18 protein-coding genes are annotated in these 17,308 nt (G+C 59.7%); 16 read left to right on the top strand and 2 right to left on the bottom strand.

Annotated elements, in window-relative coordinates; genetic code table 11:
- The first annotated feature begins 186 nt into the window (after positions 1–186).
- From mnmG to glmS, 16 genes are all read left to right on the top strand, one after another.
- Positions 187–2,079 carry a tRNA uridine-5-carboxymethylaminomethyl(34) synthesis enzyme MnmG gene (gene mnmG / locus BLS60_RS20530; protein WP_092371825.1) on the top strand — a complete coding sequence of 631 codons (1,893 nt, stop codon included), beginning with the start codon at positions 187–189 and terminating at the stop codon, positions 2,077–2,079.
- Positions 2,079–2,726 carry a 16S rRNA (guanine(527)-N(7))-methyltransferase RsmG gene (rsmG, locus tag BLS60_RS20525; RefSeq protein ID WP_092371823.1) on the top strand — a complete coding sequence of 216 codons (648 nt, stop codon included), beginning with the start codon at positions 2,079–2,081 and terminating at the stop codon, positions 2,724–2,726. Before mnmG ends, rsmG begins: the two co-directional genes overlap by 1 nt.
- A gap of 13 nt (positions 2,727–2,739) precedes the next feature.
- Positions 2,740–3,528, top strand: coding sequence for a ParA family protein (locus BLS60_RS20520; protein ID WP_092371822.1), 789 nt, complete (start codon positions 2,740–2,742; stop codon positions 3,526–3,528).
- Between the two features lie 11 nt (positions 3,529–3,539).
- On the top strand, positions 3,540–4,412 hold the full coding sequence (locus BLS60_RS20515) for a ParB/RepB/Spo0J family partition protein (protein ID WP_092371820.1): 873 nt from the start codon (positions 3,540–3,542) through the stop codon (positions 4,410–4,412).
- 157 nt (positions 4,413–4,569) lie between these two features.
- A complete protein-coding gene (locus tag BLS60_RS20510; RefSeq protein WP_092371818.1) occupies positions 4,570–4,962 on the top strand; it encodes a F0F1 ATP synthase subunit I in 393 nt (130 codons plus the stop codon).
- Positions 4,963–4,993: 31 nt separating this feature from the next.
- Positions 4,994–5,863, top strand: coding sequence for a F0F1 ATP synthase subunit A (gene atpB, locus BLS60_RS20505; protein WP_092371816.1), 870 nt, complete (start codon positions 4,994–4,996; stop codon positions 5,861–5,863).
- Between the two features lie 165 nt (positions 5,864–6,028).
- Positions 6,029–6,286, top strand: coding sequence for a F0F1 ATP synthase subunit C (gene atpE, locus BLS60_RS20500; RefSeq protein ID WP_003097235.1), 258 nt, complete (start codon positions 6,029–6,031; stop codon positions 6,284–6,286).
- A gap of 57 nt (positions 6,287–6,343) precedes the next feature.
- Positions 6,344–6,814 (top strand): F0F1 ATP synthase subunit B, encoded by a 471-nt coding sequence (locus BLS60_RS20495; protein WP_070882403.1) that lies wholly within the window; start codon positions 6,344–6,346, stop codon positions 6,812–6,814.
- A gap of 14 nt (positions 6,815–6,828) precedes the next feature.
- Positions 6,829–7,365, top strand: a complete 537-nt coding sequence (locus tag BLS60_RS20490; RefSeq protein ID WP_070882402.1) for a F0F1 ATP synthase subunit delta — start codon at positions 6,829–6,831, stop codon at positions 7,363–7,365.
- 21 nt (positions 7,366–7,386) lie between these two features.
- The gene (atpA, locus tag BLS60_RS20485; RefSeq protein ID WP_070882401.1) at positions 7,387–8,931 is read left to right on the top strand and encodes a F0F1 ATP synthase subunit alpha; all 1,545 of its coding nucleotides are present in this window, start codon (positions 7,387–7,389) and stop codon (positions 8,929–8,931) included.
- 50 nt (positions 8,932–8,981) lie between these two features.
- Positions 8,982–9,842 carry a F0F1 ATP synthase subunit gamma gene (atpG, locus tag BLS60_RS20480; RefSeq protein WP_070882400.1) on the top strand — a complete coding sequence of 287 codons (861 nt, stop codon included), beginning with the start codon at positions 8,982–8,984 and terminating at the stop codon, positions 9,840–9,842.
- 27 nt (positions 9,843–9,869) lie between these two features.
- A complete protein-coding gene (atpD, locus tag BLS60_RS20475; RefSeq protein WP_070882399.1) occupies positions 9,870–11,246 on the top strand; it encodes a F0F1 ATP synthase subunit beta in 1,377 nt (458 codons plus the stop codon).
- 42 nt (positions 11,247–11,288) lie between these two features.
- Positions 11,289–11,717 carry a F0F1 ATP synthase subunit epsilon gene (locus BLS60_RS20470; protein WP_070882398.1) on the top strand — a complete coding sequence of 143 codons (429 nt, stop codon included), beginning with the start codon at positions 11,289–11,291 and terminating at the stop codon, positions 11,715–11,717.
- A gap of 116 nt (positions 11,718–11,833) precedes the next feature.
- Positions 11,834–13,198, top strand: coding sequence for a bifunctional UDP-N-acetylglucosamine diphosphorylase/glucosamine-1-phosphate N-acetyltransferase GlmU (gene glmU, locus BLS60_RS20465; RefSeq protein ID WP_092371815.1), 1,365 nt, complete (start codon positions 11,834–11,836; stop codon positions 13,196–13,198).
- 130 nt (positions 13,199–13,328) lie between these two features.
- Positions 13,329–14,102, top strand: coding sequence for a DeoR/GlpR family DNA-binding transcription regulator (locus BLS60_RS20460; protein WP_092371813.1), 774 nt, complete (start codon positions 13,329–13,331; stop codon positions 14,100–14,102).
- Between the two features lie 10 nt (positions 14,103–14,112).
- On the top strand, positions 14,113–15,951 hold the full coding sequence (gene glmS / locus BLS60_RS20455; RefSeq protein ID WP_092371811.1) for a glutamine--fructose-6-phosphate transaminase (isomerizing): 1,839 nt from the start codon (positions 14,113–14,115) through the stop codon (positions 15,949–15,951).
- A 51-nt stretch (positions 15,952–16,002) separates the two neighbouring features.
- Here glmS and map read toward each other — a convergent pair whose 3' ends face one another.
- Complete coding sequence (gene map / locus BLS60_RS20450; protein ID WP_092371810.1) at positions 16,003–16,785, bottom strand: type I methionyl aminopeptidase; 783 nt, start codon at positions 16,783–16,785, stop codon at positions 16,003–16,005.
- Positions 16,782–16,991, bottom strand: a complete 210-nt coding sequence (locus BLS60_RS20445) for a ParD-like family protein (RefSeq protein ID WP_092371808.1) — start codon at positions 16,989–16,991, stop codon at positions 16,782–16,784. The genes map and BLS60_RS20445 overlap by 4 nt, the downstream gene beginning before the upstream one ends.
- Positions 16,992–17,308 lie beyond the last annotated feature (317 nt).

Raw genomic sequence — 17,308 nt, 5'->3', positions numbered from 1 at the left:
AACGAGTTCAGCGCCTGCCTGGGTGTGGACAAGATGAAGCGGAAATCAACCGCACGACCCCGGATAGGTGAGCAACTGGCTATTTTTTGTGCAAAAGGCTTCTTTCAACCCTGCTAAGTCCCTATACTTGCTGCCCTTTCCCGCTTTCCAACTAAAGCTCCCTTCTCAACAGGCACGAGGTGCGTGGTGAATTTCCCTTCCCGTTTTCAGGTGATCGTCATCGGCGGCGGCCATGCCGGTACCGAGGCCGCGCTTGCAGCGGCGCGCATGGGCGTGAAAACCCTGCTGCTGACCCACAACGTGGAAACCCTCGGGCAAATGAGCTGCAACCCGGCGATTGGCGGCATCGGCAAGAGCCACTTGGTCAAGGAAATCGACGCCCTCGGTGGCGCGATGGCAATCGCTACCGACATGGGTGGTATCCAGTTCCGCGTGCTCAACAGCCGCAAAGGTCCGGCAGTGCGTGCTACACGCGCCCAGGCTGATCGCATTCTGTACAAGGCAGCAGTACGCGAGATATTGGAAAACCAGCCCAACCTGTGGATATTCCAGCAGGCTGCAGACGACCTGATCGTCGAGCAGGACGAAGTCAAAGGCGTGGTCACTCAGATGGGGCTGCGCTTTTTCGCGGACTCCGTCGTGCTGACGACGGGCACCTTCCTGGGCGGACTTATCCACATTGGCATGCAGAACTATTCCGGCGGCCGTGCCGGTGATCCGCCATCGAACGCGCTGGCCAAACGCATGCGTGAATTGCCGCTGCGCGTTGGTCGCCTCAAAACCGGCACGCCACCGCGTATCGATGGGCGCTCTGTAGATTTCACCCTGATGACCGAGCAGCCAGGTGATACGCCGATTCCGGTGATGTCGTTCATGGGTAACCAGCAACAGCACCCGCGCCAGGTGAGCTGCTGGATTACTCATACCAACGCTCGCACCCACGAAATCATCGCCGCCAATCTTGATCGGTCGCCGATGTATTCCGGGATCATCGAAGGGGTGGGGCCGCGTTACTGCCCATCGATCGAAGACAAGATCCACCGCTTTGCCGACAAGGATAGCCATCAGGTGTTCATCGAGCCGGAAGGCCTGACCACCCACGAGCTGTATCCCAACGGCATTTCCACCTCGCTGCCGTTCGATGTGCAATTGCAGGTCGTGCAGAGCATCCGCGGGATGGAGAACGCCCATATCGTGCGTCCCGGTTATGCCATCGAGTACGACTACTTCGATCCCCGAGATCTCAAGTACAGCCTGGAGACCAAGGTCATCGGCGGTCTGTTCTTTGCGGGTCAGATCAATGGCACCACCGGTTACGAAGAAGCCGGTGCCCAAGGCTTGCTGGCGGGTGCCAACGCTGCGTTGCGCGCCCAGGGCAAAGACGCCTGGTGCCCGCGCCGCGACGAAGCCTACATCGGTGTACTGGTCGACGATCTGATCACCCTGGGCACCCAGGAGCCCTACCGCATGTTCACGTCGCGCGCCGAGTACCGGCTAATCCTGCGTGAGGACAATGCCGATCTGCGCTTGACCGAGAAGGGCCGCGAACTGGGCCTGGTGGACGATCAACGCTGGGCAGCATTCGAGGCCAAGCGTGAAGGTATCGCCCTGGAAGAACAGCGCCTGAAAACCACCTGGGTTCGCCCCAACACGCCTCAGGGCGAGGCCATCGTCGCGCGCTTTGGCACGCCGCTGACCCATGAATACAACCTGCTCAACTTGCTGTCGCGTCCGGAGATCGATTATGCCGGCCTCATCGACGTAACCGGCGACGGTGCGCAGGACCCGCAGGTAGCTGAGCAGGTCGAGATCAAGACCAAGTACGCCGGCTACATCGACCGGCAGCAGGACGAGATCGCTCGCCTGCGCGCCAGTGAGCAGACCGAGCTGCCTGTGGACATCGACTACGTGACGATTTCAGGGCTGTCCAAGGAAATCCAGCACAAGCTCGGCGCTGCCAGGCCGCAGACGCTGGGCCAGGCGTCCCGTATTCCCGGCGTCACGCCCGCAGCGATTTCCCTGTTGCTGATTCACTTGAAGAAACGTGGCGCCGGTCGCCAGCTGGAGCAGCCCGCCTGATGTCCGCCGTTACCTCCCGTCATGCCGAAGAACTGCAGCAAGGTGCTCGCGAACTGGGCGTCAGCCTGAACGAGCAGCAACACGAACAGCTGCTCGCCTACCTGGCGTTGCTGATCAAGTGGAACAAGGCTTACAACCTGACCGCGGTGCGTGATCCCGACGAGATGGTGTCACGGCATCTGCTCGATAGCCTCAGTGTCGTGCCGTTCGTGGCAGAGGCTGGGGATAACTGGTTGGATGTCGGGAGCGGTGGCGGCATGCCGGGTATTCCCCTGGCCATTCTGTTTCCCGAGCGGCGCTTCACCTTGCTCGACTCCAACGGCAAGAAAACCCGCTTTCTGACCCAAGTGAAGCTTGAGCTGAAGTTGGCCAACCTGGAAGTTATCCACAGCCGGGTAGAGGGATTTACGCCGGCGCAGCCATTCAACGGTATCTGTTCCCGGGCCTTCAGCTCGCTGGAAGATTTCGCTACTTGGACACGCCACCTCGGTGATGGCCAAACCCAGTGGTTGGCGATGAAGGGCGTACACCCGGATGACGAGCTGCAGGCGCTGCCGGCGGACTTTCGTCTCACTGGCACGCACGTGCTCAAGGTTCCCGGTTGCCAAGGCCAGCGCCATCTGTTGATACTGCGACGTTCGGTTTAAGGGGCACGGCAACATGGCAAAAGTATTCGCGATCGCCAACCAGAAGGGCGGTGTGGGCAAAACCACCACCTGCATCAATCTGGCAGCCTCCCTGGTAGCAACCAAGCGCCACGTGCTGCTGATCGACCTCGACCCGCAGGGCAACGCCACTACCGGCAGCGGTGTGGATAAGCTGACGCTGGAGCATTCGATTTACGATGTGCTGGTCGGTGACTGCAACCTGGTCGACGCCATGCAGTTCTCCGAACACGGCGGTTATCAGCTGCTGCCTGCCAACCGCGATCTGACGGCTGCAGAAGTTGCCCTGCTGGAAATGCAGACCAAGGAAAACCGCCTGCGTAACGCCCTGGCGCCGATCCGCGAGAACTACGATTACATCCTCATCGATTGCCCGCCGGCGCTGTCGATGCTGACCATCAACGCCTTGGTCGCCGCCGATGGGGTGATCATTCCCATGCAGTGCGAGTACTACGCTCTCGAAGGGCTGAGCGACTTGGTCAACAGCATTCAGCGTATCGGCAAGCTGCTCAATCCGTCATTGAAGATCGAAGGGCTGCTGCGCACCATGTATGACCCGCGTATCAGCCTGACCAACGATGTATCGGCGCAGCTCAAGGAACATTTCCCTGAGACGCTCTATCAAACCGTGATCCCGCGTAACGTGCGTCTGGCTGAAGCGCCGAGCTTCGGCATGCCTGCGCTGGTTTACGACAAGCAATCTCGAGGCGCGCTCGCCTATCTGGCGCTGGCAGGTGAATTGGTTCGCCGTCAGCGTGCGAACCGCCACACCGCAAACGTATAAGGAATCTGTGCATGGCCGCCAAAAAACGTGGGCTGGGACGAGGCCTGGACGCCCTGTTGGGAGGTTCCAGCGTCGAGGCCCTGGAAGAAGAAGCGGTCAAGGTCGACACCCGTGAATTGCAACACCTGCCGCTTGACCTGATCCAGCGCGGCAAATACCAGCCGCGCCGCGATATGGATGTCACTGCCCTCGAAGAGCTGGCTCAGTCGATCAAAACCCATGGCGTGATGCAGCCCATCGTGGTGCGCCCGATCGCTGAAGGCCGCTTCGAGATCGTCGCCGGTGAGCGACGCTGGCGAGCCACCCAGCAGGCTGGCCTGGAGCGAATTCCTGCATTGGTACGCGACCTGCCGGACGAAGCGGCCATCGCCATGGCGCTGATCGAGAACATCCAGCGCGAAGACCTCAATCCGATCGAAGAAGCCATGGCGTTGCAGCGCCTGCAGCAAGAGTTCCAGCTGACCCAGCAGCAGGTCGCCGAAGCCGTTGGCAAATCGCGGGTGACCATCACCAACCTGCTGCGCCTCATCGCCCTGCCTGAAGAGGTGAAAACCCTGCTTTCTCACGGCGATCTGGAAATGGGCCATGCCCGCGCACTGCTGGGTTTGCCGGCCGAACAGCAGACCGAGGGTGCGCGACACGTTGTCGCACGAGGCCTGACCGTTCGTCAGACCGAGGCCTTGGTGCGGCAGTGGTTGAGCACTCAGGAGAAGCCGGCTGCGGTCACCAAGAGTGATCCGGACATCAGCCGGCTCGAACAGCGTCTGGCTGAACGCCTGGGCTCTCCGGTGCAGATCAAGCATGGTCAGAAGGGTAAAGGCCAGCTGGTCATCCGCTATAACTCCCTTGATGAACTGCAGGGTGTCCTCGCTCACATCCGCTGAAACAATTGCAGTCGCAGGGCTAGCCCGAAAAGACTTTCGAGCAGTTGAATGGGGTGGGAAGCGCCCCTATACTCTGCGCGCATTTCGGCGGCATAAACTATGCCAAGGCATTGATTATTCTTGCGCCGATGTCATGAGGGCCACCCTGGGTAATTAGATGGATTTTCGCGCGCCAAAACGCCTGCCCTTCCATCGCCTTCCGGTTTTTCCGGTGCTCATGGCTCAGATGATCGTGGTACTTGTACTCGCCGTTGCGTGTTGGCAATGGCGGGGCGTTGTTGCTGGTTACTCCAGCTTTTGCGGCGGCCTGATTGCCTGGCTGCCAAACGTGTACTTCGCCCACAAGGCATTCCGGTTTTCCGGAGCGCGGGCGGCCCAGGCCATCGTGCGGTCGTTCTACGCCGGCGAGGCCGGGAAACTGGTTCTGACAGCAGTGCTTTTTGCGCTGGTGTTTGCAGGTGTGAAGCCTTTGGATGCGCTGGCCTTGTTCGGCGCTTTCCTGCTGACCCAATTGGTCAACTGGTTCGCACCCTTGCTGATGAAGAGATAACTTTTAAAGCCTTAGAGCGTTTGAGGGATTTATGGCAGCTGCAGAAACCGCTTCGGGTTATATCCAGCATCACTTGCAGAACCTGACCTATGGTCAGCACCCGGTGAATGGCTGGGGTTTCGCCCACTCCGCTGAAGAAGCCAAAGAAATGGGCTTCTGGGCGTTTCACCTGGATACCCTGGGTATCTCGGTGGTGCTGGGCCTGATCTTCATCCTGCTGTTCAAGGCAGCCGCCTCGCGCGCTACCTCGGGCCAGCCTGGCGGTCTGCAGAACTTTGTCGAAGTGCTGGTCGAGTTCGTCGACGGCAGCGTCAAGGACACCTTTCACGGTCGCAACGCACTGATCGCACCGCTGGCCCTGACCATCTTCGTCTGGATCTTCCTGATGAACCTGATGGACCTGGTGCCAGTGGACTGGATTCCGATGGCTGCCGCCAAGATCGCTGGTGACGAGCACCTGTTCTTCCGCGCCGTTCCGACCACTGACCCGAACGCTACCCTGGGCATGGCCCTGTCGGTGTTCGCGCTGATCATTTTCTACAGCATCAAGGTCAAGGGCATCGGCGGCTTCCTCGGCGAACTGACCCTGCACCCGTTCAGCGCCAAGAACATCTTCGTAAAGATTCTGCTGATCCCGGTCAACTTGCTCCTCGAGTTCGTGACCCTGATCGCCAAGCCAATTTCCCTGGCACTGCGTCTGTTCGGCAACCTGTATGCCGGCGAGCTGATCTTCATCCTCATCGCGGTCATGTTCGGCGGCGGCATTCTGTTGGCAGCACTGGCAGGCGTTCTGCAGTGGGCCTGGGCAGTCTTCCACCTGATCATCATCACGCTGCAGGCCTTCATCTTCATGATGCTGACCATCGTCTACCTGTCGATGGCGCACGAAGACAGCCATTGATAGCGTGACGCGCACCCACTGCCTTGCTGGCTGGATGTGCGGCGCTGTTGATGGATCCAGCTTCGGCTGGAACGCCCGCAAGGGCACTGGAAACACCGGTTTTGCTTTACCGCTTTACCCTTAGAAAAACCTTAACCAATACGACGTAAAAAGTCGGGAGGAAAGATGGAAACTGTAGTTGGTCTGACCGCGATCGCTGTTGCACTGCTGATTGGCCTGGGCGCTCTGGGTACCGCCATTGGCTTCGGCCTGCTGGGCGGCAAGTTCCTGGAAGGCGCTGCGCGTCAGCCGGAAATGGTTCCGATGCTGCAAGTGAAAATGTTCATCGTCGCCGGCCTGCTCGACGCCGTGACCATGATCGGTGTTGGTATCGCACTGTTCTTCACCTTCGCGAACCCCTTCGTTGGTCAAATCGCTGGCTAATCACTCGAATTTTCGAGTTGATTGGTGTGATGGACAACGAACGAGCGAGGTGTTGGCGTGAACATTAATGCAACCCTGATTGGCCAGTCCGTTGCCTTCTTCATCTTCGTGCTGTTCTGCATGAAGTTCGTGTGGCCTCCGGTCATTGCGGCTTTGCAAGAACGTCAGAAGAAGATTGCTGAAGGTCTGGATGCTGCCAGTCGTGCGGCTCGTGACCTGGAGTTGGCCCAAGAGAAAGCGGGTCAGCAACTGCGCGAAGCCAAAACCCAGGCTGCTGAGATTATTGAGCAAGCCAAGAAACGCGGTACTCAGATTGTTGACGAGGCCCGTGAACAGGCTCGCGTCGAAGCTGACCGTGTGAAGGCTCAGGCTCAGGCCGAGATCGAACAGGAAATCAACAGCATCAAAGACGCGCTGCGTGCCCAAGTGGGTGCTCTGGCTGTCGGCGGTGCCGAGAAGATCCTGGGCGCATCCATCGACCAAAACGCGCATGCGGAGCTGGTTTCCAAACTGGCCGCCGAAATTTAAGCGAGGGCGCGATCATGGCAGAACTGACCACGTTGGCCCGACCTTACGCCAAGGCGGCCTTCGAATACGCCCAGGCTCACCAGCAGCTGGCCTCTTGGTCAGCCATGCTCGGCCTGGCAGCGGAGGTGTCTCAGGACGCCACCCTGCAGCGCGTGTTCAAGGCCCCGCGTTTGACGAGTACAGACAAGGCCACCACCTTCGTCGAGGTGTGTGGTGACAAGTTCGACGCCCAGGTACGCAATTTCATCCACGTTGTCGCAGAGAACGATCGTCTGGCCTTGTTGCCGGAAATCTACTCGCTGTTCGAGCTGTACAAGGCCGAACAGGAGAAGTCGATCGACGTAGATGTCACCAGTGCCTTCGCATTGAGCGATGAACAGCAAGACAAACTCGCCAAGGTTCTCAGTGCACGGCTCGGCCGGGAAGTGCGCCTGCATGCTGCGGAGGACTCCACCCTGATCGGTGGTGTCGTAATCCGCGCCGGCGACTTGGTTATCGATGGCTCAGTTCGCGGCAAAATCGCGAAGCTGGCCGAAGCATTGAAATCTTGAGTTTGAAGGGGCAGCAGAGCTATGCAGCAACTCAATCCTTCCGAAATTAGTGAAATCATCAAGGGACGTATCGAGAAACTCGACGTCTCTTCCCAAGCCCGAAACGAAGGCACTATCGTCAGCGTGTCTGACGGTATCGTGCGTATTCACGGTCTCGCCGACGTCATGTACGGCGAAATGATCGAGTTTCCGGGTAGCGTCTACGGTATGGCACTGAACCTGGAGCAAGACTCCGTCGGTGCTGTTGTGCTGGGTGCCTATACCACCCTCGCCGAAGGCATGAGCGCCAAGTGCACTGGCCGCATCCTGGAAGTTCCGGTTGGTCCGGAATTGCTGGGCCGCGTTGTTGACGCACTGGGCAACCCGATCGATGGCAAAGGCCCGATCAACGCTCAAGCCACCGACGCCGTTGAAAAGGTTGCACCGGGTGTGATCTGGCGTAAGTCGGTCGACCAGCCGGTACAGACTGGCTACAAGTCGGTCGATGCCATGATCCCGGTAGGCCGTGGCCAGCGTGAGCTGATCATCGGTGACCGTCAGATCGGTAAGACTGCTCTGGCCGTCGACGCCATCATCAACCAGAAGAACAGCGGCATCTTCTGCGTCTACGTAGCCATCGGTCAGAAGCAATCGACCATCGCCAACGTGGTACGCAAGCTGGAAGAGTCCGGTGCCCTGGCCAACACCATCGTGGTGGCTGCTTCGGCTTCTGAATCCGCTGCACTGCAGTTCCTGGCACCTTATGCCGGCTGCACCATGGGCGAATACTTCCGTGACCGCGGTGAAGATGCGCTGATCGTGTACGACGACCTGTCCAAGCAGGCCGTTGCTTACCGTCAGATCTCCCTGCTGCTGCGCCGTCCGCCAGGCCGTGAAGCCTATCCAGGCGACGTGTTCTATCTCCACAGCCGTCTGCTGGAGCGTGCTTCGCGCGTTTCCGAAGACTACGTCGAGAAGTTCACCAATGGCGCAGTGACTGGCAAAACCGGTTCTTTGACCGCTCTGCCAATCATCGAAACCCAGGCTGGCGACGTTTCCGCGTTCGTTCCGACCAACGTGATTTCGATCACCGACGGTCAGATCTTCCTGGAATCGGCCATGTTCAACTCGGGTATCCGTCCGGCCGTCAACGCCGGTATCTCGGTATCCCGTGTGGGTGGTGCTGCGCAGACCAAGATCATCAAGAAGCTCTCCGGTGGTATCCGTACCGCTCTGGCTCAGTACCGTGAACTGGCGGCATTTGCCCAGTTCGCTTCTGACCTGGACGAAGCCACCCGCAAGCAGCTTGAGCATGGTCAGCGCGTTACCGAGCTGATGAAGCAGAAGCAATACGCTCCGATGTCCATCGCGGACATGGCGCTGTCGCTGTATGCCGCTGAGCGTGGTTTCCTGACCGACATCGAAGTCGCCAAGATCATCAGCTTCGAGCAGGCTTTGATCGCCTTCTTCAACCGTGATCACGCCGCTCTGATGGCGAAGATCAACGAGAAGGGTGACTTCAATGACGACATCGATGGCCAGCTGAAAGCCGGTATCGAGAAGTTCAAAGCCACCCAAACCTGGTAAGCCGCAGCGGGCGCCCAACGGCGCCCGCCTGCTAACCCGATAGGTGTGAAATGGCAGGCGCAAAAGAGATTCGCAGCAAGATTGCGAGCATCAAAAGCACGCAGAAGATCACCAGCGCCATGGAAAAGGTGGCGGTCAGCAAGATGCGCAAGGCACAACAGCGCATGTCAGCTAGCCGTCCCTACGCGGAGCGTATCCGCCAGGTAATTGGTCATTTAGCCAACGCCAACCCGGAATACCGTCACCCGTTCATGATCGAACGCGAAGTAAAGCGCGTCGGTTATGTGGTGGTGAGTTCGGACCGTGGTCTGTGCGGTGGCTTGAATACCAACCTGTTCAAGGCCCTGGTCAAGGACATGTCGGCAAACCGCGAGCGCGGCGTGGAGATCGATCTCTGCGTGGTTGGCAGCAAAGGCGCGGCATTCTTCCGCAACTTTGGTGGCAACGTCGTCGCTGCGATCAGCCATCTTGGCGAAGAGCCGTCGATCAATGATCTGATCGGCAGCGTCAAGGTGATGCTCGATGCTTACCTGGAAGGGCGCATCGACCGTTTGTCCGTGGTTTCCAACAAGTTCATCAATACCATGACCCAGAAGCCGACCGTGGAGCAGTTGATTCCACTGGTGGCCGATTCGGATCAGGAGCTGAAACACCACTGGGATTACCTGTACGAACCCGACGCCAAGCAGCTGCTTGACGGGCTGATGGTTCGCTACGTGGAATCGCAGGTGTACCAGGCAGTGGTCGAGAACAACGCAGCCGAACAGGCCGCGCGGATGATTGCGATGAAGAACGCCACCGACAACGCTGGCGACATCATCAAAGACCTGCAGTTGGTTTACAACAAGGCACGTCAGGCAGCGATCACCCAGGAAATTTCGGAAATCGTCGGCGGCGCTGCCGCGGTTTAACGGTTCAAATATTCAGAGGAACCAAAGATGAGTAGCGGACGTATCGTTCAAATCATCGGCGCCGTCATCGACGTGGAATTCGCGCGTGACAAGGTGCCGAGTGTTTATGAAGCGCTGAAAGTAGTCGGCGCCGAAACCACTCTGGAAGTTCAGCAGCAGCTGGGCGACGGCGTGGTGCGTACCATTGCGATGGGTTCGACCGAAGGCCTGAAACGCGGCCTGGACGTTGAAAGCACTGGCGCAGGCATCCAGGTACCGGTCGGGGTGAAAACCCTGGGCCGCATCATGGACGTACTGGGCAACCCGATCGACGAAGCGGGCCCGATTGGCGAAGAAGAGCGTTGGGGCATTCACCGTCCTGCGCCGACCTACGCCGAACAGGCAGGCTCCAACGAGCTGCTGGAAACTGGCATCAAGGTTATCGACCTGGTTTGCCCGTTCGCCAAGGGCGGTAAAGTCGGTCTGTTCGGTGGTGCCGGTGTCGGCAAGACCGTAAACATGATGGAGCTGATCCGTAACATCGCCATCGAGCACAGCGGTTATTCCGTGTTCGCCGGTGTGGGTGAGCGTACTCGTGAGGGTAACGACTTCTACCACGAGATGAAGGATTCCAACGTTCTCGACAAGGTAGCCCTGGTCTACGGTCAGATGAACGAGCCACCAGGCAACCGTTTGCGCGTAGCACTGACCGGCCTGACCATGGCCGAGAAGTTCCGTGACGAAGGCCGTGATGTTCTGTTCTTCGTGGACAACATCTACCGCTACACCCTGGCCGGTACCGAAGTATCCGCACTGCTCGGCCGTATGCCGTCCGCCGTGGGTTACCAGCCGACCCTGGCCGAAGAAATGGGCGTTCTGCAAGAGCGTATTACTTCGACCAAGACCGGTTCGATCACCTCGATCCAGGCCGTCTACGTACCTGCGGATGACTTGACCGACCCAAGCCCGGCGACCACCTTCGCCCACTTGGACGCCACTGTCGTACTGTCCCGTGACATCGCTTCCCTGGGTATCTACCCAGCGGTCGATCCACTCGACTCGACATCGCGCCAGCTGGACCCGAACGTGATTGGCCAGGAGCACTACGACACCGCTCGCGGCGTTCAGTACGTGCTGCAGCGCTACAAAGAGCTGAAGGACATCATCGCGATCCTCGGCATGGACGAACTGTCGGAAGAAGACAAGCAGCTGGTATCCCGTGCTCGTAAGATCCAGCGCTTCCTGTCCCAGCCGTTCTTCGTGGCCGAAGTCTTCACTGGTTCGCCAGGCAAGTACGTTTCCCTGAAGGACACCATCGCTGGTTTCAGCGGCATCCTCAAAGGTGATTACGATCACCTGCCGGAGCAGGCGTTCTACATGGTCGGCGGCATCGAAGAAGCCATCGAGAAAGCGAAGAAACTGTAATCACCCGTGCGCCCGGCAACGGGCGCTTACGTGAGGCTAGATATGGCTATGACAGTCCATTGCGACATCGTCAGCGCAGAAGGCGAGATCTTCTCCGGTCTGGTCGAAATGGTGATCGCCCACGGCAACCTGGGTGATCTGGGGATTTCCCCAGGCCACGCGCCGCTGATCACCGACCTCAAGCCGGGCCCGATTCGTCTGGTCAAGCAGGGTGGCGACACCGAGGTGTTCTACATCTCTGGTGGCTTCCTCGAAGTGCAGCCGAGCATGGTCAAGGTACTTGCCGATACCGTGCAACGTGCTGCCGACCTCGACGAAGCCTCTGCTCAGGAAGCCGTCAAGGCTGCCGAGAAAGCACTGAGCGAGCAAGGTTCCGAGTTCGACTACGGTTCTGCCGCTGCTCGTCTGGCCGAGGCTGCAGCTCAGCTGCGCACCGTCCAGCAAATGCGCAAGAAGTTCGGCGGTAGCTGATACCACTGGGCTTCATCGTTGCTTGGTAAAAGGGTAGCCTTGGCTACCCTTTTGCTTTTCTGCCGTTTTATTTCCCGTACGACTCGTGCGTCGGGATTGCCAAGGAACCGCCCGCCATGTCTCTCGATATCGTCATCCTCGCCGCCGGCCAAGGCACCCGCATGCGCTCCGCGCTGCCAAAGGTACTGCACCCGGTAGCCGGGAAATCCATGCTCGGTCACGTCATCGACACCGCCCGCACGCTGCAGCCACAGAGCGTTCAGGTAGTGATCGGCCATGGCGCCGAAAAGGTACGCGAGCGACTGGCGGCCGACGACCTGAATTTCGTCATTCAGGCCGAGCAACTGGGCACCGGTCACGCAGTCGCCCAAGCACTGCCGCAGCTTGGCGCCGACACCGTGCTGATCCTCTATGGCGACGTCCCGCTGATCGAAGCTGCAACCCTGCAGCGCCTGCTGGCCTTGGTCAACGACGATCAGCTTGGGCTGCTCACCGTCGAGCTGGCCGACCCGACCGGCTATGGGCGCATCGTCCGAGACGCGCAGGGTGTGGTCCAGGCCATCGTCGAGCACAAGGACGCCAGCGACGCCCAGCGGCAGATCCGTGAAGGCAATACCGGCATTCTCGCCGTACCGGGTAACCGCCTGGCCGACTGGCTGGGGCGGCTGTCCAACAGCAACGCCCAGGGCGAGTACTACCTCACCGACGTGATTGCCATGGCGGTCGCCGACGGCCTGGTGGTGGCCACCGAACGCGCGGCTGACGAGATGGAAGTACTGGGCGCCAATGATCGCATCCAGCTGTCTCAGCTCGAGCGCCACTATCAATACCGCGCCGCACGCCGTTTGATGGCGCAGGGCGTGACCCTGATCGACCCGGCGCGTTTCGATGTGCGCGGTGAGGTCAGCGTGGGCCGCGACGTGACGATCGACATCAACGTGATCCTGGAAGGCCGTGTGGTCATCGAAGATGATGTACAGATCGGCCCGAACTGCGTGATCAAGGACAGCACGCTGCGTAAGGGAGCCATCGTCAAAGCCAACAGCCACCTGGATGGTGCCGAGATGGGTGAAGCTGCTGATTGCGGTCCGTTCGCTCGCCTGCGCCCTGGCAGCGTGTTGGGCACCAAGGCCCATGTGGGTAACTTCGTGGAGCTGAAGAACGCCGTGCTGGGTGAGGGCGTGAAGGCGGGTCACCTCACCTACCTGGGGGACACTGTCATCGGCGCGCGCACCAACATCGGTGCCGGCACAATTACCGTCAACTACGATGGTGCCAATAAGCACCAGACCTCAATTGGCGAAGATGTGTTTATCGGCTCCAATAACTCACTGATAGCCCCAGTGGATATCGGCGCGGGCTCCAATACGGCAGCTGGCTCGACCATTACCCATGATGTCCCGGCCCATAACCTGGCCGTCGCCCGTGGCCGGCAGCGCAATATCGAAGGCTGGCAGCGCCCGACCAAAAAACAGAAGTAGCGCATTTATCCATTGGTCCTGAGCACGTCACAGCTCGTTCTGTGGATAAGTTTTCGCGTCGTTACAGCTTGACGCCAGGGCTTCATTAGGTTTTGATTCGCGTCGTTATCTTTCGAATCGAAACTTAAGCATGTCGAAACGCAACACACCGCAACGTCGCCATACCATCCTTGCCTTGCTTGCCGAGCAGGGCGAGGTGAGTGTGGATGCGTTGGCCAAGCGTTTTGGGACCTCGGAAGTGACCATTCGCAAGGATCTGGCAGCCTTGGAGACCAACGGTCTGTTGCTGCGCCGCTATGGTGGCGCAGTACCGCTGCCACAGGAATTGATCGTCGACAGCGCGCAGCCGATTTCCCGCTATAAGCAAGCGATTGCCCGCGCAGGTGTCGCGCGAATTCGCGAGCACGCCCGGATCATCATCGACAGCGGCACTACCACCGCCGCGATGATTCCCGAGCTGGGCCGCAAACCGGGGCTGGTGGTGATGACCAACTCGCTGAATGTGGCCAATGCCCTGCGCGACATCGAACACGAACCGGTACTGCTGATGACTGGCGGCACCTGGGACCCGCATTCCGACTCCTTCCAGGGCCAGGTCGCCGAGCAGGTGTTGCGCTCCTATGATTTCGACCAGCTGTTTATCGGGGCCGATGGCATCGACCTGCAGCGCGGTACCACCACCTTCAATGAATTGCTGGGTCTGTCGCGGGTGATGGCCGAAGTGGCCCGTGAGGTGATCGTCATGGTCGAGAGCGACAAGATCGGCCGGCGTATTCCCAATCTCGAGCTGCCCTGGAGCAGCGTGCACACCCTGATTACTGACGAGCGCCTCACTGACGAGGCGCGTGACCAACTCTTGGCCCGCGGGATCCAGCTGATCTGTGCGGTTGCTGACGCTACCTGAGGAGAACGCTATGTGTGGCATCGTAGGCGCCATTGCCGAACGTAATATCACCGCTGTGCTGGTCGAGGGCCTCAAGCGCCTTGAGTACCGCGGCTACGACAGCGCCGGCGTAGCGCTGGTCGATGACCTGGGTACGCTGCAGCGTCGCCGCCGTGTCGGCAAGGTCAGCGAGCTTGAAAGCGCGCTGAACAGCGAACCGCTGCCGGGCCGCCTGGGCATCGCGCACACCCGCTGGGCCACCCACGGCGTGCCGACCGAAAACAACGCCCACCCGCACTTCTCAGGTGACCAGTTGGCCGTGGTGCACAACGGCATCATCGAAAACCATGGCCCATTGCGCGAGCGCCTTCAGGGCCTGGGTTATCACTTCAGCTCCGATACTGACACCGAAGTCATCGTGCACCTGCTCGATCACACCCTGAAAGCGCACAGTGATCTCGCTGACGCGCTGAAGGCGGTGGTCAAGCAGTTGCAGGGTGCCTACGGCCTGGCGGTGATCAGCGCAGCCAACCCCGATCGCCTGCTCGCCGCCCGCAGTGGCAGCCCACTGGTAGTAGGCCTGGGCCTGGGCGAAAACTTCCTCGCCTCTGACCAGCTTGCCCTGCGCCAAGTCACCGACCGCTTCATGTACCTCGAAGAGGGCGACATCGCCGAGATCGGGCGCGACAGCGTGCAGATCTGGGATGCCAACGGCAACGAGGTGCAGCGTGAAGTGGTGCAATACCACGAAGGCGCCGACGCAGCCGACAAGGGTGCGTTCCGCCATTTCATGCTCAAGGAGATCCACGAACAGCCCACCGTCGTGCAGCGCACCCTGGAAGGCCGTCTGGGCAGCGATCATGTGCTGGTGCAGGCCTTCGGCCCTCAAGCAGCCGAGCTGTTCGCCAAGGTGAGCAACGTGCAGATCGTCGCCTGCGGCACCAGCTACCACGCCGGCATGGTTGCCCGTTACTGGCTCGAAGGGCTGGCGGGTATCCCTTGCCAGGTCGAAGTGGCCAGCGAGTTCCGCTATCGCCGCGTAGCGGTGCAGCCGGATACCCTGTTCGTCAGCATCTCCCAGTCGGGCGAGACTGCCGATACCCTGGCCGCGCTGCGCAACGCCAAGGCCGACGGCGGCTACCTGGCCAGCCTGGCGATCTGCAACGTCGGCATCAGCTCGCTGGTGCGCGAATCCGACCTGACCCTGCTGACCCACGCCGGTCCCGAGATCGGTGTCGCGTCCACCAAAGCCTTCACCACTCAGCTGGTTGGCCTGATGCTGCTGACTCTGGCTCTCGGCCAAGTCAAAGGCACTCTGGAGGATGGCGTCGCGGCTGAACTGGTCGAGGAGCTGCGTCGTCTGCCTGCTCGCTTGGACGAAGCACTGGCCATGGACAAGATCGTCGAGAAGGTCTCCGAGCTGTTCGCCGAGAAGCACCACACCCTGTTCCTGGGCCGCGGTGCTCAGTACCCGGTGGCGATGGAGGGGGCACTCAAGCTCAAGGAAATCTCCTACATCCACGCCGAAGCTTACCCGGCCGGTGAGCTGAAACACGGCCCGCTGGCCCTGGTGGACGCTGACATGCCGGTGGTCACCATTGCGCCGAATAACGAGCTGCTCGACAAGCTCAAGTCCAACCTTCAGGTGGTGCGGGCCCGTGGCGGCGAGCTGCTGGTATTCGCTGACGAGCAGGCTGGCATGAGCAACGGCGAGGGCACTCACGTGGTGAACATGCCGCACATCCACGACGCGCTGGCACCGATTCTCTACACCCTGCCGCTGCAGCTGCTGTCGTACCACGTGGCCGTGCTGCGCGGCACGGATGTCGACCAGCCGCGTAACTTGGCCAAGTCGGTCACTGTCGAGTGACAGGCTGAGCGCTTGGAGCCATGAAAAGCCCGCCTTCCGAGGCGGGCTTTTTTATGCCTGATTGGCCTCGACCCGCTGTTGCTCTTCGGGGCGCAGCGTCAATACCCGAACACCCTCGGCGGTTACCGCCACGGTGTGTTCGAACTGTGCCGACAGCTGGCCATCGCGGGTGACCACCGTCCAGCCATCGCGCAGCGTGCGCACGCCAGGCAGGCCCTGATTGATCATCGGCTCGATGGTGAACACCATGCCTTCGCGTAGCGTGAGGCCGCTCTTGGCCTTGCCCCAATGCAGCACCTCGGGAGGCTCATGCATCTGCTTGCCAATACCGTGGCCGCAATACTCACGTACCACCGAGTAGCCATGGGCGCGGGCGTGCTGCTCGATGGCGTAGCCGATTTCGCCCAGCCGAGCACCGGGGCGCACCACGTCGATACCTTTCCACAGCGCTTCGTAGGTGACGCGCGCTAGCTTCTCTACTTCTGCCGACACGTTACCAATCAGGTAGGTCTTGCTGGAGTCGGCGATGTAGCCGTTTTTCTCCAGAGTGATATCGAAGTTCACCAGATCGCCGCTTTGCAGAATGTCCACCGCGCTGGGGACGCCATGGCACACCACCTGATTGCGCGATGAATTGAGGGCATAGGCATAGCCGTACTGACCCTTGCTCGACGGGCGCGCGTTCAGGTCACGGACGATGAAGTTATCCACAAGGTCGTTAACCTGCAGGGTCGACATGCCGAGCAGTTCTAGCGTGTCGAGATAGCTAAAAACCGATGCCAGGAGACGCCCGGACTCGGCCATTAGCTCGATCTCATGGGCGGTCTTGATCATGAGGCATTAGCCAGGTGTGGCGACGTTACACCTGCCGCCTGCAGTTCGGCGGCCATGACTTGCTGGAAACTGAGGGTCGGGTTCATTTCGCAAAGCATACCAATGCGTATCCAGAACCCGGCCTGCGCATTGATCGAGCGGCACGCCACGCTGCTTGCGCGGCGGATCTGATCATGTAGCTCATCATCTATATTAACGATACCCACAAGCGCTCCTGATATGAAACATATACGTTACATATATTGGTAACGCATCTGATCCTGGTTGTCGAGGGGTTGAATCGTGGTGATGACGGGGCCTTTCAAGGTCATGAGCGGTCACCTAGGCAGTGGTATTGAAACCAGGAGAGAGTTATCCACTTATTCACAGGCTTCGATGCGAGCTAGAGAGAATCAATAGCTGTGAAGATGCATTTCATAACCGATCCACATATTTTCAGCAAACGCACCTCGCAACTCATGATCAGCAGGTCAAAAAATGCGCAGATCCTTCTAGTGCCCGAGCTTCTTGGCTTTCGTCATGT

Source organism: Phytopseudomonas seleniipraecipitans (genome assembly GCF_900102335.1).
In the GTDB taxonomy this organism is placed as follows: domain Bacteria; phylum Pseudomonadota; class Gammaproteobacteria; order Pseudomonadales; family Pseudomonadaceae; genus Aquipseudomonas; species Aquipseudomonas seleniipraecipitans.
This window is presented reverse-complemented; position numbering and strand designations above follow the sequence as displayed.

Coding starts and splice junctions, on each gene's coding strand:
- map (WP_092371810.1), bottom strand. CDS start 16,785: ATGATCAAGACCGCCCATGAGATCGAGCTAATGGCCGAGTCCGGGCGT.
- BLS60_RS20515 (WP_092371820.1), top strand. CDS start 3,540: ATGGCCGCCAAAAAACGTGGGCTGGGACGAGGCCTGGACGCCCTGTTG.
- atpD (WP_070882399.1), top strand. CDS start 9,870: ATGAGTAGCGGACGTATCGTTCAAATCATCGGCGCCGTCATCGACGTG.
- BLS60_RS20510 (WP_092371818.1), top strand. CDS start 4,570: ATGGATTTTCGCGCGCCAAAACGCCTGCCCTTCCATCGCCTTCCGGTT.
- atpG (WP_070882400.1), top strand. CDS start 8,982: ATGGCAGGCGCAAAAGAGATTCGCAGCAAGATTGCGAGCATCAAAAGC.
- atpE (WP_003097235.1), top strand. CDS start 6,029: ATGGAAACTGTAGTTGGTCTGACCGCGATCGCTGTTGCACTGCTGATT.
- atpB (WP_092371816.1), top strand. CDS start 4,994: ATGGCAGCTGCAGAAACCGCTTCGGGTTATATCCAGCATCACTTGCAG.
- BLS60_RS20470 (WP_070882398.1), top strand. CDS start 11,289: ATGGCTATGACAGTCCATTGCGACATCGTCAGCGCAGAAGGCGAGATC.
- glmU (WP_092371815.1), top strand. CDS start 11,834: ATGTCTCTCGATATCGTCATCCTCGCCGCCGGCCAAGGCACCCGCATG.
- BLS60_RS20520 (WP_092371822.1), top strand. CDS start 2,740: ATGGCAAAAGTATTCGCGATCGCCAACCAGAAGGGCGGTGTGGGCAAA.
- BLS60_RS20460 (WP_092371813.1), top strand. CDS start 13,329: ATGTCGAAACGCAACACACCGCAACGTCGCCATACCATCCTTGCCTTG.
- atpA (WP_070882401.1), top strand. CDS start 7,387: ATGCAGCAACTCAATCCTTCCGAAATTAGTGAAATCATCAAGGGACGT.
- glmS (WP_092371811.1), top strand. CDS start 14,113: ATGTGTGGCATCGTAGGCGCCATTGCCGAACGTAATATCACCGCTGTG.
- BLS60_RS20490 (WP_070882402.1), top strand. CDS start 6,829: ATGGCAGAACTGACCACGTTGGCCCGACCTTACGCCAAGGCGGCCTTC.
- rsmG (WP_092371823.1), top strand. CDS start 2,079: ATGTCCGCCGTTACCTCCCGTCATGCCGAAGAACTGCAGCAAGGTGCT.